At 69.7% G+C, this 14743-nt stretch carries 12 protein-coding genes; 5 read left to right on the top strand and 7 right to left on the bottom strand.

Annotated elements, in window-relative coordinates; genetic code table 11:
• Window positions 1-17 precede the first annotated feature (17 nt).
• Window positions 18-1034: a glycosyltransferase family 2 protein gene (locus tag OG966_RS15975; RefSeq protein WP_326650308.1), complete on the top strand. Its 1017-nt coding sequence runs from the start codon at window positions 18-20 to the stop codon at window positions 1032-1034.
• A 55-nt stretch (window positions 1035-1089) separates the two neighbouring features.
• On the opposite strand, the gene OG966_RS15970 is transcribed toward OG966_RS15975, so the two are convergent.
• The 4 genes from OG966_RS15970 to OG966_RS15955 form a co-directional block, all read right to left on the bottom strand.
• The gene (locus OG966_RS15970; protein WP_326650307.1) at window positions 1090-2817 is read right to left on the bottom strand and encodes an LCP family protein; all 1728 of its coding nucleotides are present in this window, start codon (window positions 2815-2817) and stop codon (window positions 1090-1092) included.
• Between the two features lie 51 nt (window positions 2818-2868).
• Entirely contained in the window at window positions 2869-4623 is a 1755-nt protein-coding gene (locus OG966_RS15965; protein ID WP_326650306.1) for an LCP family glycopolymer transferase, read from the bottom strand.
• Window positions 4624-4844: 221 nt separating this feature from the next.
• The gene (locus OG966_RS15960) at window positions 4845-6284 is read right to left on the bottom strand and encodes an LCP family protein (RefSeq protein WP_406731804.1); all 1440 of its coding nucleotides are present in this window, start codon (window positions 6282-6284) and stop codon (window positions 4845-4847) included.
• A gap of 183 nt (window positions 6285-6467) precedes the next feature.
• Complete coding sequence (locus tag OG966_RS15955) at window positions 6468-7220, bottom strand: TIGR03089 family protein (protein WP_326650304.1); 753 nt, start codon at window positions 7218-7220, stop codon at window positions 6468-6470.
• A 127-nt stretch (window positions 7221-7347) separates the two neighbouring features.
• Here OG966_RS15955 and OG966_RS15950 point away from each other — a divergent pair, with 127 nt between their 5' ends.
• The 3 genes from OG966_RS15950 to OG966_RS15940 all read left to right on the top strand — a co-directional run bounded on the left by OG966_RS15950 (window position 7348) and on the right by OG966_RS15940 (window position 10877).
• Window positions 7348-8640, top strand: a complete 1293-nt coding sequence (locus tag OG966_RS15950; protein ID WP_326650303.1) for a peptidoglycan recognition protein family protein — start codon at window positions 7348-7350, stop codon at window positions 8638-8640.
• Window positions 8641-8725: 85 nt separating this feature from the next.
• Window positions 8726-9808: an NDP-sugar synthase gene (locus OG966_RS15945; RefSeq protein ID WP_326650302.1), complete on the top strand. Its 1083-nt coding sequence runs from the start codon at window positions 8726-8728 to the stop codon at window positions 9806-9808.
• Window positions 9809-9872: 64 nt separating this feature from the next.
• Window positions 9873-10877, top strand: a complete 1005-nt coding sequence (locus OG966_RS15940; RefSeq protein ID WP_326650301.1) for a DNA-3-methyladenine glycosylase family protein — start codon at window positions 9873-9875, stop codon at window positions 10875-10877.
• On the opposite strand, the gene OG966_RS15935 is transcribed toward OG966_RS15940, so the two are convergent.
• From OG966_RS15935 to OG966_RS15925, 3 genes are all read right to left on the bottom strand, one after another.
• Complete coding sequence (locus tag OG966_RS15935; protein WP_326650299.1) at window positions 10878-12176, bottom strand: coenzyme F420-0:L-glutamate ligase; 1299 nt, start codon at window positions 12174-12176, stop codon at window positions 10878-10880.
• On the bottom strand, window positions 12173-13153 hold the full coding sequence (cofD, locus tag OG966_RS15930) for a 2-phospho-L-lactate transferase (RefSeq protein WP_326650298.1): 981 nt from the start codon (window positions 13151-13153) through the stop codon (window positions 12173-12175). The genes OG966_RS15935 and cofD overlap by 4 nt, the downstream gene beginning before the upstream one ends.
• An 88-nt stretch (window positions 13154-13241) precedes the next feature.
• Complete coding sequence (locus OG966_RS15925; protein ID WP_326650297.1) at window positions 13242-13766, bottom strand: cysteine dioxygenase; 525 nt, start codon at window positions 13764-13766, stop codon at window positions 13242-13244.
• A gap of 685 nt (window positions 13767-14451) precedes the next feature.
• On the opposite strand from OG966_RS15925, the gene OG966_RS15920 reads away from it, so the two are divergent.
• Window positions 14452-14715, top strand: a complete 264-nt coding sequence (locus OG966_RS15920; RefSeq protein WP_326650296.1) for a WhiB family transcriptional regulator — start codon at window positions 14452-14454, stop codon at window positions 14713-14715.
• The last annotated feature ends 28 nt before the right edge of the window (window positions 14716-14743 follow it).

Genomic DNA, 14743 nt, shown 5'->3' with positions numbered 1-14743 from the left:
CGGTAACGTGGCGACCGATGAACGCCACACCCGCTGTCTCCGTGATCATGCCGGTCCTCAACGAGGAGCGGCATCTGCGTGACTCCGTCCGTCACATCCTCGAGCAGGATTACGACGGCGAGATGGAGGTGGTGATCGCGCTCGGACCGTCCACGGACCGCACCGACGAGATCGCCGCCGAGCTCGTACGGGAGGACCCCCGCGTCCACACCGTCCCGAACCCCACCGGCCGCACGCCGGCCGCGCTGAATGCCGCCATCAAGGCATCGCGCCATCCGATCGTGGTACGGGTCGACGGGCACGGCATGCTGTCGGCCAACTACATCGCCACCGCCGTCCGGCTCCTGGAGGAGACCGGCGCGCAGAACGTCGGCGGCATCATGCACGCCGAGGGCGAGAACGACTGGGAGCACGCGGTCGCGGCCGCCATGACCTCGAAAATAGGCGTGGGCAACGCCGCCTTCCACACCGGCGGCACGGCGGCCCCGGCCGAAACCGTGTATCTGGGTGTCTTCCGGCGCGAGGCGCTGGAGCAACAGGGCGGCTACAACGAGGAGTTCATCCGCGCCCAGGACTGGGAGCTGAACTTCCGCATCCGCGAGGCGGGCGGCCTCATCTGGTTCTCGCCGGAGCTCAAGGTCCAGTACCGGCCGCGCCCCTCCGTGAAGGCGCTGGCCAAGCAGTACAAGGACTACGGCCGCTGGCGCCATGTCGTCGCCCGCTACCACTCCGGTTCCATCAACCTCCGCTACCTCGCCCCGCCGACCGCCCTCTGCGCGATCGCCGCGGGCCTCGTGCTCGGCGCTGCCCTCAGCTCGTGGGGCTTTGTGGTGCCGGCCGGCTATCTGGCCGCGATCGCCGCCGGATCCGTCCCCGCGGGCAGGGGCCTGCCGCTGAAGGCGCGACTGCAGATCCCCGTCGCGCTGGCCACGATGCACATGTCGTGGGGGTACGGCTTCCTCACCAGCCCGCGATCGCTGGCGAAGAAGGTCATCGCGAGCCGCCGTCCGGCTGTGCGGACGGCCTCCGCCTGATACGCAGGAAGAGCCCCGGGTACGCATCGCGTGCCCGGGGCCCTTCGCGTACGACCTACCAGGTGAAGCCGGCCTGCACTGGCATGCACGCCGTCTTGTCCTCGCCGTTCAGGGGCTTCGCCGACGTCGGCGTCTTGTTGTCCTGCTGCCCCGCCGACTTCGGATAGGCATCTCCCTGACGCCAGTCCGCGCCCACGATCAGGCTGATGCCGGTGACCTCGGTCGACTTCTTCACCGAAGTCAGCGGAATCCCGAGGGATTTGGCGACCGCCTGCGCATCGCCCTCCAGCTCGGCGTTGGAGAAGCGGATGACCGTCTTCTTCTGCGGGTTGGTCGTGCTGTCGGCCTTGGCCAGGGCGTACCCCTTACCGGTCAGGACCCCGGCGACCGCTGTCGCACGGCCCTTCTCGGCTATCTGTCCGTCGCCCCCGGTGCCGTTCTGCACCATCACCGCGATCTCACCGGTCGCCGCCGCCGGGTCCTTGGACACGGCCGGGGTGGTGGTCGGCCGCTTCTTCGGGGCCTTGCCGTCCAGCGGAATGTCCTCGCGGACCATCCGGAACAGCTGCTCGGCATCGCCTGGCTGGGGCTCGACCTTCCCCTCGAAGCGCGTGGAGTAGAAGTTCGGCATCGTGGTCATGGTGATCCGGCCGGTGGGAACGCTCTTGAGCTCCTCGCCCAGGTCGTACAGGTCCTTGACGGTGTTGATGCCCTTGTCGACGGTGAGCGCGTCGATGGCGGCCTCGGCGAGGTTGCGCAGCTTGGCCGGGTCGGTGAGCTTGGTGTTCTTGCGCAGCTCCCGGACCATCGAGTTCATGTACATGTGCTGCGCGCGTGTGCGGGCGAGGTCGGTGCCGTCGTCGAAGCCGTAGCGCGTACGCAGCCATTGCAGGGCCTGCTCGCCCTTGACCGGGTGTGTGCCCGCCTCCAGCTTGAGGCCGGAGCCCTGGCCTTTCTTGTTGCGCGAGTAGACGTTCTTCTCGACGCAGACCGGGACGCCGCCGATGGCGTCGGCCATGGAGACCACACCCGCGAAGTCGATCATCATGAAGTGGTCGATGGTGATGCCCGTGAGCTCGTACCAGGTGGCCACCGTGCAGCCGGGTCCGCCACGGCCCAGCGACTCGTTGGTCGGCGCCTCCCTGGTGGCGCGGTACGTCTTGCCGGTGTCGGGGTCCTTGCACTCCGGTATCTTCAGCACGGTGTCGCGCGGCATGCTGATCACCGAAATGTTGCTGCGGTCGGCCGAGACGTGCACCAGCATCTGTACGTCCGCCAACGGCACGCCGTTGAACGTCTCCTTGGCGCCGCCGAGCTCCTGGTTCTTCTTGGAGTTCCGCGCGTCCGAGCCGATCAGCAGGATGTTCAGCGGCGTCTGACCCGCGGCGTTGGCCTGGTGCTCGCGCATCTTGCCGCCGAGCGTGAGGTCGTCCTTCTTGAGCTTGCTGTTGAGGTGCTCGTAGTACAGATAACCGGCCCCCGCCGTGCCGAGTATCAGCAGCGACAGCACGGACGCGACCCACCGCAGTATCCGGCGCTTGCCGCGTTTCTCGCGCCGTCTCGGGCCACCGCGCCGGTGGCCGCTCTCCGCGCCGCCGTCGCCGTTCTCCGTCGCGGTGTCGTCGCCGCCCGGCTGGTCGTGCCGGTCCTGGCGGCCGATCGTGTCCGTGCGGCCCTTGGGAGCCTCCCCTCCCTCGCCGTACAGGCTGTCGTCCCATCCCAGTTCACGGGCCTGCCGGACGCGGTCCCGCGTCCCCTCCCCCCGCACCCTGTTCTGTCCCACCCCGGGTCCCCCCTGTCGTTCAGGCTCTCCCCATGACCCGGTGTTCCGGCGTCATTTGGCACATACCTGTTTGTCTGCTTCTACCTTCTGCACACCCTCCGGCGCCTTGGCCGGACCGGTGATGGGCACCCCTGCGCCCTTGTAGTCGGAGCCGAGGGTCAGCGTCATCGCCGCACGCCCCACGGCATCCTTCGTGCCCGGCTTCAGTGCCGCGGCCGGCAGACCCATCAGGTCCGCGAGCTTGCGGGCCTGATCGGCCTGGTTCGGTGCGTACGTCAGCGTCGTCCTGCCGAGCTTCTGCGGGGCGTTGCCCTCATTGCTCGACTTCAGTACGCCTTCCTCGTTCTGCAGCCAGGTCAGGGTCGCCAGTGCCGCGCCCTGCGTCTCGCTGCCGTTGAAGACCGCGACCCGTACCTCGGAGGCGGCCGCCCTGGTCCCCGTGAGCAGGCCCTGCTGCTTGTTCTTGGCGTCCTGCTCCTTCTGCTTCACCTCGGTGAGCGAGGTGTCGTTCTGCATCATCGAGAACAGCGGCTTGGCCTTGGACTCATTGAGCAGCACGGTCGCGCCGTCGGTGTTGTCGACCACCGGCACCGTCGCGAACGTGATGTTCTTCGGATTCACCTTCGAGAGCTCCATACCGAGATCGCGGAGCCTGGAGATCTTCCCTATCCCGCTGTCGACCGTGAGCGCCTTGGTGGCGGCCTCGGCCAGGTCCCACATCTTGCTGGGGCTGGAGAGGGTGTCGCTGGACTTCATCTTCCGGATCAGCGAGCTCAGGAACTGCTGCTGGATCTCGATCCGGCTCAGGTCGCCGCCGAAGCCCACCGAGTGACGGGTGCGGACGAAGGCGAGCGCCTGCTCCCCTTCGAGGACGTGCTTGCCCGCCGGCAGGTTGAGCTTGGAGTCCTTGTCATGGATGTCCTTGGCGAGACAGACCTCGACGCCGCCGACGGCTGTCGTCATCGACTTCACCGCGTTGAAGTCGGCCATCATGAAGTGGTCGACGGTGAGTCCGGTGAGCGCCTTGACCGTACGCATGGTGCAGCCCGGGTCGCGGCCCTCCTGGCCGAGGCTCTCGTTGAACCGGGTCTTGTGCGTACCACGTATGACCTTGGCGCCGTCCGCGGTCTTGGTCTCGCAGTCCGGGATGTCGGTGATCAGGTCACGCGGGATGGACAGCGCGGTCGCGTTGGTCCGGTCCTTGGATACATGGAAGAGGATCGAGGTGTCGGCGTGGCCGACGCTGTTCTTGTCGCCGTAGCCGTCGTTGCCCTTGCCGGACCGCTTGTCCGTGCCGATCACCAGGATGTTGACGGCCTGGTCCTTCTTGAAGCCGCCGCTGCCCGCGCCTGTGACGTCGACCGTGTTCAGGTTCGAGTTGAAGTGCTGGTAGACGAGGTACGCACCGATGGAGCCGGCGGCGACGACGAAGGCCATCACGCCGCCCGTCCACAGCAGCGCCTTCTTCTTGCGCGACTTGGGCTGCTTGCGCTTGCGGCGGCCCGCAGTGGGGGGCGGCGTACCGCCGGAGCCGCTGCCCGCGCGGCGAGAGCGCTGGCCCGGGACCTCACGTCCCGGAGTCTCGCGGCCGGGAACCTCCCTGCCCGGCGCCTCCTGTCCGGGCACGCCGGGACTGCGGCGCGTCGAACTTCGCGGTGCCGGGGTTCTGGGAGCCGTGGATTTCGCAGCCGACGACTGCTGTCCGGATTGGTCCAGTCGCAGTTCGTAATTGCCTGTCTGCGGGTTGAATACCCACTGGTCGGCGGGGTCGATCTCGTCCGCCCGCCCACGGCTTTGCGCATCCACGGTTGCCTGAGTCCTCCGTCGGTGCCACGCGAGGCGCCTCCCCCGAAGGGCGCTCGGTCTTTCGGTCCTGCAGTGCGCGACCCAAGGTCGGAAGCACCGGATCGCGTCACACTATCCGCCCAGTTCAGCGTCGGGCGACGCTCGTGACAAATTCCACGTCCCTTACAAGCGGGCATTCCGCCCAATCGTCATGGACTGCCGACTCCGGCTTGGCCATCGCTTTACCCGCACATGCCCGCGGCCGCATTCGTGCCGGAGAAAGTCGGCGTCGGATTCGGGCCCCCGGACGCGCTCTCGTCGGTCCCGGCGGAGGACTGCTGCGAATCATTTCCGGATCCCGCATCTTTGTCCTTCTTTCCGGCGACGACGGCGACGGGTGTGTCCTCCCGCAGCCGTTTGAAGAGCTGGGCGGCCCTGGACTCGATGAGCTCGTCGCGGTTCGGGTCGGCGCGGTACGGCTGCCGGGGAACTGTCAGGAACTGCACCTTTTCCGTCGGAATGTTACGAACCGAGCGGGTCAGGTCGTACAGGTCTCTGAGCGAGTCGAGACCCGGATCAGTGGTCAGCGACTTGGTCGCCGCGTCCAGTACCGGGTAGAGCCGGATCGGATTGAGCAGTACACCGTTGCTCTGCACCTTCTTCACCAGCGCACCGAGGAACTGCTGCTGGCGGTCCATGCGTTCGGTGTCGCTGCCGTTGCCGATGGACTTGCGGACCCGTACGAAACCCAGGGCCTGCTCACCGTTGAGCGCCTGCTTTCCCGCGGGAAGCTTGAGGTGCGCGTCTGCGTCGTCGATCGGCTCCTTGAGGCAGACCTCGACCCCGTGCACGGCGTTGACCATGTCCTTGAAGCCGCTGAAGTCGACCACCATGTGGTGGTCGATGCGGATCCCGGTGAAGCGCTCGACGGTGCGGATCGTGCAGGCCGTACCGCCGAACTCGAAGGCCCAGTTGAACTGCGAGAACTGCTCCTTCGTGCGGGTCCCGTCCGGTCTGTGGCAGCTCGGGATGGTCACCATCAGGTCGCGCGGGATGGACATCGCCGTCGCGCTCTGCCGGTTCGCGGCGATATGCAGCAGGATCGTGGTGTCGGAGCGCTGGCTGCCGCCGTCGTCGCGGCCGTACTTGCTGTTGCCCTCGCCGGAGCGGGTGTCGGAGCCGAGCAGCAGGATGTTCTGCGCGCCGTGCGCGACGGGCGTCGGGCGCTCCTTCTCGTATGTCTCGAGCTCGGCGGCGGCGGTGGTGTCGGTGGTGATGTTGCCGTCGAGCTTGCGGTAGAACCACCAGCCGACGCCGGCCGCGGCGAGCACGACGACGGAGGTGCCGAGCGCGGTCCAACGCATCCAGCGGTGCTTGTGGTTGGGGGTTCCGGCAGGGGCGTCGCCGTCCGTGCCGTCCGCGCCGTCGGTGTCGGCCGGCTGTCCGTCGGCGGCGGACGTCGTGGCCGGGGCCTCGTCCTGCAGCCCACCGGCCGTACCGGCTTCGCTCTTCGGGACCTCGTTCTCGGCGGCGTCGCCCGTCGGGACTGTGTCCGCCGCGTCCGCCGTGTCCGCCGCGTCTGTCGCGCCCGCCGTGCCGGCCTCGGGCCCAGACGTTCCGGCGGTCGGCTCGTCGTCGGCCGGCTTGTCCGGTTCGGCGGGCGTGCCAGCACTGTCCGTCACGTCTGCGTCCATCCTTCATGGCGTCGGCGGCGCGCTGGGTCGCCGATCGCAGGACTAGACGGCTGAACCTCACGCTTGGTTGTCTTTTGAAGCACGGGTATCGCCGATCATCTACCGGAGTTGATGCTGAGGCCCGGGGGCTCGGCCCGTATGTGCGCCACACGAGTGGACCTCAGAGGCTTCTCATACCGCGGTGTTGGTGACGCGCTCGCTTTCGATCCGCTTCTCGAGGCCCTCTTGGGACAGCTTGCCGAGATGGCGGCACAGCACCACCGACCCGCCGGCCGCCAGCGGCGCGAACAGCCCTGCCGACAGCCCCTCCCAGGAGTCGTACGCGCGTCCCGTCAGCAGTCGCGAACCGTGCGAAAGCCCCAAATCGGCAGCATCCGCGCGGGCCCGCTCGACCAGTTGCGCGCCCGTCAGCTCCAAGCCGCCGACGGCGAGCGCGGGCGCGGCCGGGTCCACCGGCGCGTAGGGGGCGAAGCGGTCGCCCTGCCCCGGCACCTCCACCGCGTAGTCGGCGAAGCCCGCCGGCGGCTGCGGGAAACGGCCGCCCAGCGGCCGGAGCGCGAGAGCGACCCGCTCCCCGGAACAGGCCCGCGCCGCCTCCAGCGTGTCCGGGCCGCTGACCACGAGATCGGCGTCCGCCGGGTCGCCGCCCACCTCCACGCTCACCCCGACCGAGGAGCAGGCGAGCAGCCAGACCGCGCTCTGCCAGTGCGCGGGAAGCAGCAGCGCGAGCCGGTCACCGGGCGCGGCGGCAAGATCGCCCTGGAGCAGATTCGCTGTCTTGGCCACCCAATTGGCGAAGGTGGCCACGGACAATTCGACGCGCTCACCGGTGGCGTCGTCGTAGAAGGTGACCAAGGGGCGCGCCGGGTCCGCGGCGAGCGCGGATCGCAGCAGGTCGGCAGGGGTACGGTCGCTGGCGTTCACGCGCGCAAGCGTACGCGGCACGGTGCCGGACAGGCCGCCGTACCGGTGATGCGTACACCCCTCGGGCCGATGCGCCGTCAATTTCCTTGAGGAGCGAAGTCGGCGGGCCCGGCTCAGGATCGAAGCCATGCGTGGATTCCTAGCTTCTTCGATCGGCGTCGCGTGCACTGTCGCGCTCGTACTCCCGCTCTCGCTGGCCTCCGGCGCTGCCGCCGTGGCGCCCCGGGCACCCGATGTGCCCGGCTCCACCCAGTCCCTGCCACTCGCGCCCATCGACGAGACGGATCCGGGCCGGTCCCTCGGGCCCGCGGCGGAACAGGGGCTGACCCGTCGTGACGTCAGACCGTTCTCCTTGGTCGGCGTCGTCTGGGACGACGTGAACGCCGTACTCCACGGCAGCGTCCAGGTCCGCACCAGAGCCGTCGGCTCCGGCGCGTGGTCCGGCTGGCAGGACGTGGAGACCCACAATGACGAGCACCGCGCCGATCCCGGCACCAGGGAGAGCGAATGGGGGAGGGTCCGCGGCGCCACGGCCCCGCTCTGGGTCGGAGCCTCGGACGGCGTCGAGGTACGCGTCAGCGCGGAGGCTGCGGGACCGTGGCCGCTGCCGGAAGGACTCAGCCTCGAACTCGTCGATCCCGGCGGGGACTCGGTGGCCGCCCAGGCCCCGCCCGCGGGCGGGGAGGGGGAGGTGGGGACCGGCGACGACGTGACGATGTCGGAGGAGGATGTGATCCCGGCGCTTTCCCGGGCCGAGACGGAAGCGGACGCGAAAGCGGCAGGCGCGATCGGCGCCCTGGAAGCGAGTCCGTACATCGGGCCGCGCCCGCGCATCATCACGCGCAAGGGATGGGGCGCGGACGAGTCGCTGCGGGAGCCGGGCTTCGTCTACACCAATTCCGTGAAGGTCGCCTTCGTGCACCACACCGCCACCGGCAACAGCTACACCTGCGCCCAGGCGCCCTCTGTCCTGCGCAGTATCTACCGCTACCACGTAGTGAGCAGTGGCTGGCGCGACTTCGGCTACAACTTCGCCGTCGACAAGTGCGGAAACATCTACGAAGGGCGCGCGGGAGGTGTGGCCAATCCGGTCCTCGGCGCGCACACTCTGGGATTTAACACGGACAGCACGGGAATCGCCGTGCTCGGCACGTACAGTCTGTCCACCCCGCCCGCGGCTGCGGTGAACGCCATCGCGCAGCTGACCGCCTGGAAGCTCGGGCTGTACGGAATCGACCCGCGCGGCAAGTCGGTGCTGACGTCGGGAGGAAGCGGCAAGTACGCGAAGGGCAAGAACGTCAGCTTCAACACCATCTCCGGGCACCGGGACGCATTCTTCACGGAATGCCCGGGAAGCCTTCTCTACGGCAAGCTCGGCGCGGCCCGGACCTCCTCGGCGGTGTTGCAGGGCCGCAGCTGACGGGGAAGGCGCCGACCAACTGCATACACTGCCGGTCTCGAACGAGTGACCATTGCCGGCTCCATCAGGAAGCAGAGACGACAAGGTGACAGAAGCGATCCTCCTGGTCGGCGGCAAGGGCACCCGGTTGCGCCCGCTCACCGTCAATACGCCGAAGCCGATGGTTCCGGCGGCAGGTGTCCCGTTCCTGACGCATCAGCTGGCGCGTGCGCGGGCGGCCGGGGTCGAGCACATCGTGCTGGCCACGTCGTACCTGGCCGAGGTCTTCGAGCCGTACTTCGGCGACGGCTCCTCGCTCGGCCTCCACCTGGAGTACGTCACCGAGGAGGAGCCGCTCGGCACGGGCGGGGCGATCCGCAATGTCGCGTCGCGGCTGCACTCGGGCCCGGAGGATCCGGTCCTGATCTTCAACGGCGACATCCTGACGGGCCTGGACATCGCTGCGCTCGTCGCCACGCACCGGTCGTCCGGCGCGGACGTCTCGCTCCATCTCACCCGGGTCGAGGATCCGCGGGCATTCGGTCTGGTGCCCACGGACTCTTCCGGCCGTGTCACGGCCTTCCTGGAGAAGCCCCAGACACCGGAGGAGATCGTCACCGACCAGATCAACGCCGGCGCGTACGTCTTCCGCCGCTCGGTCATCGACACCATCCCGACGGGCCGCCCGGTCTCGGTCGAACGCGAGACCTTCCCGGACCTGCTGTCCTCCGGAGCCCACCTCCAGGGCATGGTCGACTCCACGTACTGGCTCGATCTCGGCACCCCGCAGGCCTTCGTCCGCGGCTCGGCCGACCTGGTCATGGGGCGCGCCCCGTCCCCGGCGGTCCCGGGCCGTTGCGGCGACCGCCTGGTCCTTCCGTCGGCGACAGTGGCGCCCGACGCGAAACTGACGGGCGGCACGGTGATCGGCGGTGGCGCCCGGATCGGCGGCGGCACCCGCATCGACGGCAGCGCGGTCCTGGAGGGCGCGGTGGTGGAGGAGGGCGCGGTGATCTCCGCCTCCCTGATCGGCGCGGGCGCGAGAGTCGGAGCCCGCACGGTCCTGTCGGGCGTGGTGGTCGGCGACGGCGCGTCGGTGGGCGCGGACAACGAGCTCCGCGACGGCGCGAGGGTGTGGTGCGACGCGGTGCTGCCGTCGTCGTCGGTGCGGTTCTCTTCGGACCAGTAGCCACGTGGGCCTGGCCGAGGACCGCCTACCCTCATAGGACACCCGATCCCCGAGGACCCCGACCGTGGCAGGACGCTTCAGCCCCCGCCCCACCCGCACCACTGTGCGAGGCGGCTACACCGCCGTCCCCTCCGGCGTCCCCGCGCAGACGCGGGGCGGGTCCCGCACGCGGTGCTGGACGCCGCCCGGGCCCCTCGACCTCGGGATCGTGCTCGGGCCGCTCCGTCGCGGCCCCGGCGACCCCACCTTCCGTACCACCCCGGACGGCTCCGTCTGGCGTGCCACCCTTACGCCCGCAGGGCCCGGAACCCTCCGCGTCGCCCTGCACGCGAGCGCCGGCGCCGCCGAGGCCGAGGCCTGGGGCCCCGGCGCCGACTGGCTGCTCGAGCACCTCCCCGCGCTGCTCGGCGAGGCTGACGACCCCGCCGCCTTCACCCCGCGCCACCGCCTCGTCGCCGCGTCCCAGCACCGCCGCCCCGGCCTCCGCCTGACCCGCACCGGCCTGGTCCTGGAATCGCTCATCCCCTCGATCCTGGAGCAGAAGGTCACCGCGGACGAGGCGTACCGCGCCTGGCGGCTGCTCGTGCGGAAGTACGGCGAGCCCGCGCCCGGCCCGGCACCGCGTATGTGCGTGATGCCCGAGCCCCGCAGCTGGGCGCTGATCCCTTCCTGGGAGTGGCACCGTGCGGGCGTCGACAACAAGCGCGCATCGACGATCCTGCGCGCGGTCCGTGTCGCCCGACGTCTGGAGGAGGCCGCAGCGATGGAGCCCCAACAGGCCCAGGCAAGACTGGAGTTGATCCCCGGCATCGGCCCCTGGACCTCCACCGAAACGGTTCAGCGCAGCAACGGTGCCCCCGACGCCGTCACCGTCGGCGATCTGCATCTGCCCGGCATCGTCGGTTACGCGCTCGCGGGCGACCGCGACGCGGACGACGCGGCGATGCTCGAACTCCTGGCCCCGTACGCCGGCCAGCGCCACCGGGCCGCCCGCCTGATCCTGCTGAGCGACCGCACCCCGGCCCGCCGCGTGCCCAAGATGCCCCGCACCGACATCTCCAAGCTGTAGCTAGCGCACCTCGATGAAGGCCGAAGCCTCCCGCGCCGGCCGTTCCTTCGGCGCTCCGGCCGCGTGCCCGACCGCCACCGCGCCCATCGGATCCCATCCGGCCGGCAGTCCCAGCACGTCCCGGACGACCTCGCGGCAGAACATCGTGGACGACACCCATGCCGAGCCGAGCCGTTCACCCGCCAGCGCCACCAGGAAGTTCTGCACGCCCGCGCCCGCCGCGACCACGAACATCTCGCGCTCTGCGGTATCGCGCCGCGGATCCCCGTAGTGGTGCGCGCCGTCCATCACCAGACACGGCACGACCAGATACGGCGCCTTGCGCAGCACGTCCCCGCGCCGCACCCGCCTGGCGACCGACTCCTCCGACTTGCCGTCGCGCCGCAGGTCAGCGATCCACGCGTCCCGCATCGCGTCGAGCAACCCGGTGCGCGCCGAAGCGGATTCGAGGAGCACGAACCGCCAGGGCGTCGTGTGATGCGGTGCCGGAGCCGTCACTGCCGCAGCGACGGCGCGGCGCACCGCCCCGCCGTCCACCGGCTCGTGGGTGAACTCCCGCACCGTACGGCGCTGGGTGACCGCCTCCCGTACCGCCTCTGAGGTCCCCAGCCGGAACATGTCGTCGGCCGCGGCCCGGACCATGGCCCGCGCTCCCTCGGCCGCGTCGGCCACCAGATGCGGCAGACCGCGCACCACCGCGACCGGCAGCCCCTCCGTCTTGCCCTTCACCAGGTCGCCCGCCGCGGCCAGTTCATCCGCGGTGGCGACGACGGTCGCGCTCAGCGGATTGCCGTGCGCGTCGGCCCCGCCGCGCAGATCGTCCAGCACCCGCACGCCCGCCGCGCCGATCGCGACATCGGTCAGACCGTTGCGCCAGGGCCGGCCGAAGGTATCCGTGACGATCACGCCGACGTCGACGCCGAGCGATGCCCGCAGCCCCTCGCGGATCGCCCGCGCCGAGGCATCAGGATCGGCGGGCAGCAACAGCACTGTTCCGGCAGGGGTGTTGGAGGCGTCGACGCCGGCCGCGGCCATCACCAGGCCCTGCCGGTTCTCGACGATCCGCAGGGGGCCGCGCCGCGCCACCACCCGTACCGTCTCCGCGTCGATGGCCGCCTCGCGGTCGGCCGCCTCGACGATCCGCCCCTCCGCCTTGCTCACGATCTTCGAGGTGACGAGCAGTACGTCGCCGTCCACCAGCTCGGGCGAGGCCGCGGTGATCAGCTTCGCGAGGTCGTCGCCCGGCCGGACCTCCGCAAGACCGGGCAGCGCCCAGACCCGGTAGGAGGGCGGGTTCACGCCCGTACTTCCTCGGCCAGTGCCAGCGCCTGACGCGCCATCTCGGCGGTCGCGTCCACATCCGTCATCAGCAGCGGCACGGCCCGGCAGCGGATCCCCGCCGCCTCGACCGCCGCCACCGCGCCCGCGTCCACCGTGTCGACCAGCCAGCCGTCGAGCAGCCCCGAGCCGTAGTGCTGGGCGACGGCCGCGGCCGTCGCCTCCACGCCCACCGCCGCCAGGACCTTGTCGGCCATGCCGCGCACCGGCGCGTCCCCGACGATGGGGGACAGGCCCACGACCGGGACGCCCGCCTCGGCGATGGCCTCGCGGATCCCGGGAACGGCCAGGATCGTGCCGACGCTGACGACGGGGTTGGACGGCGGGAAGATGACGACGTCGGCGGCGGCGATCGCCTCCAGCACCCCGGGCGCCGGCTTCGCCTGGTCCGCGCCGACGGGCACGACGGCCTCCGCGGCCACGGACGCCCGCAGCTTCACCCAGTACTCCTGGAAGTGGATGACCTTGCGCTCGCCCGGCCCCGCGGCGGAGCCGCTGTCCGGCACGGTGACGGCGACATGCGTCTCTACACGGTCGTCGGACATCGGCAGCAGCCGTACGCCCGGGTTCCAGCGCGCGCAGAGCGCCTCGGTGACGGCGCTGAGCGGATAGCCCGCGCCCAGCATCTGCGTACGGACGATGTGCGTGGCGAAGTCGCGGTCGCCGAGGCCGAACCACTCGGGTCCCACGCCGTACGCGGCGAGCTCGCTCTTGACCTGGAAGGTCTCGTCCGTACGCCCCCAGCCCTGCTCCTCGTTGATGCCACCGCCGAGGGTGTACATCACGGTGTCGAGGTCGGGGCAGACCTTCAGTCCGAACAGATGGATGTCGTCGCCGGTGTTGCCGATCACCGTGACGTCCGCTTCGGGCGCGGCCTGCTTGAGACCACGGAGGAAACGGGCGCCGCCGATGCCGCCGGCCAGAACCACAATGCGCATGCGGACAGTCTGTCAGGCGGAGCCTGATCCCATGAGGGTGGTGGTCGGGATGGGGGCACCTCCCCGCGGTAGCCGGGGGAGGGGGGTGTCAGGCGGGGACGGCCTTCCGTTCCGCCGGGGAGCGCCCCTGGCATTGCGCATGGGCGACCCCGGCGCTGTGCATCGGCATCTCGGTCAGCCCCGGGTAGTAGATGTGCAGGCTGACGGCCGGTTCGAACCAATCGTTGACGACCTCGTGCACATAGCCGGGCGCGAACACCCGCTGCGAGCCGGCCGACAGGGACCGGGAGGTCTCCGCGGTGCGCTCGGTGAGTTCGCCGTCGAGGACGGTCAGCACACCGGAGGAGAGTCCGTGGTCGTGCAGTCCGCTGCCCTGGCCCGGGACCCAGGACAGCAGCCACACCTCGTAGCCCGGACCGGTGCGCAGCCGGTGGTACCAGCGGGTGGTGGTGTCGTACTGGACGAGGTGGGCCCACTGCGCGCGGTCGGCGGCGATGGAGCGGGCCAGGCCGACGAAGTCGGCGACAGTGGCCGGGTGCTCGGGGGCGGGCTGGAGGAGGTGCTGTACGGCGAGGATGTCGCCGGCGATCTGGAGGTCGCTGTCGCTGTTCATGGGTGCGGTGGTTCCTCGGCAGAGAACGTGAGTTGCAGTGCTGGGGGTCCCCCCGGACGGATTTTGGGGGAGGGTGTCGCAGGACATGCGGTGCATACGGCGATGAGCTGTACGCGGTGGTGAAGCTGGAGCGCTAAGGCATCAACAGCTGGAACAGCAACAGCGCGCCTGGACAGCGCTGCGGAACCCACGGATGTGGGTTGCGAAGGGCGCTGAGGTCACTGGCATGCAATCAAAGGTGACGGGTGGGTTCAATACTGTCAACCCAATGACCGATTTGGCGGTAATGTTTCACCTCATCCGGTTACTGGGTGCGGAGAAAGGTTTGTGCAGTCGCTGCCGCGGAGACATGGCGCAGCAACCGCGCTCGCAAACGCCGTTGCGGTCCCGTGATCGGACTGTGATCCGGATCGCTTCAGTGGCTCGATGTGCAACAAGATCGAACCCTGCGACGTCTCCTCTGTGCGAGAGGGAGAGTGCGGGGCAGGCTGCTGACCGGTGTCAGGTTTTTCATGATTTGAACACTTTCCGCATAGCTTTGGTTCCCCAGAGTGAATACCGGGCCCAATAGCAGATCTCGGCTTGACTGGCTCGGAGCACCACACTTGTAATTTCACTCGTGTCGTTCGGCCGAAAAGCGACACCGGCAACATCACGGGGACGCAAAAACAGACGAGGGGCGCACATGACCGAGCTGTTCGAACAACTGCTGGTCGAGGACGCGGACGAGGAACTCGGCTGGCAGGAGCGCGCGTTGTGCGCCCAGACCGATCCCGAGTCCTTCTTCCCTGAGAAGGGCGGATCCACCCGCGAGGCCAAGAAGGTCTGCCTCGCCTGCGAGGTCCGCCCCGAGTGTCTCGAGTACGCCCTCGCCAACGACGAGCGATTCGGTATCTGGGGCGGCCTGTCCGAACGCGAACGCCGCCGGCTGAAGAAGGCCGCCGTCTGAACACCGAACCGATACCCGAGACCCGACC

The sequence above is a fragment of the Streptomyces sp. NBC_01750 genome (genome assembly GCF_035918095.1).
Classification (GTDB): Bacteria; Actinomycetota; Actinomycetes; order Streptomycetales; family Streptomycetaceae; genus Streptomyces.
The sequence above is the reverse complement of the archived record's forward strand: the minus strand, read 5'-3'. Positions and strand labels throughout refer to the sequence as shown.

Excerpts from the sequence above, each read along its gene's own strand:
- OG966_RS15975 (WP_326650308.1), top strand. The coding sequence starts at position 18 with ATGAACGCCACACCCGCTGTCTCCGTGATCATGCCGGTCCTCAACGAG.
- OG966_RS15950 (WP_326650303.1), top strand. The coding sequence starts at position 7,348 with ATGCGTGGATTCCTAGCTTCTTCGATCGGCGTCGCGTGCACTGTCGCG.
- OG966_RS15925 (WP_326650297.1), bottom strand. The coding sequence starts at position 13,766 with ATGAACAGCGACAGCGACCTCCAGATCGCCGGCGACATCCTCGCCGTA.
- OG966_RS15920 (WP_326650296.1), top strand. The coding sequence starts at position 14,452 with ATGACCGAGCTGTTCGAACAACTGCTGGTCGAGGACGCGGACGAGGAA.
- cofD (WP_326650298.1), bottom strand. The coding sequence starts at position 13,153 with ATGCGCATTGTGGTTCTGGCCGGCGGCATCGGCGGCGCCCGTTTCCTC.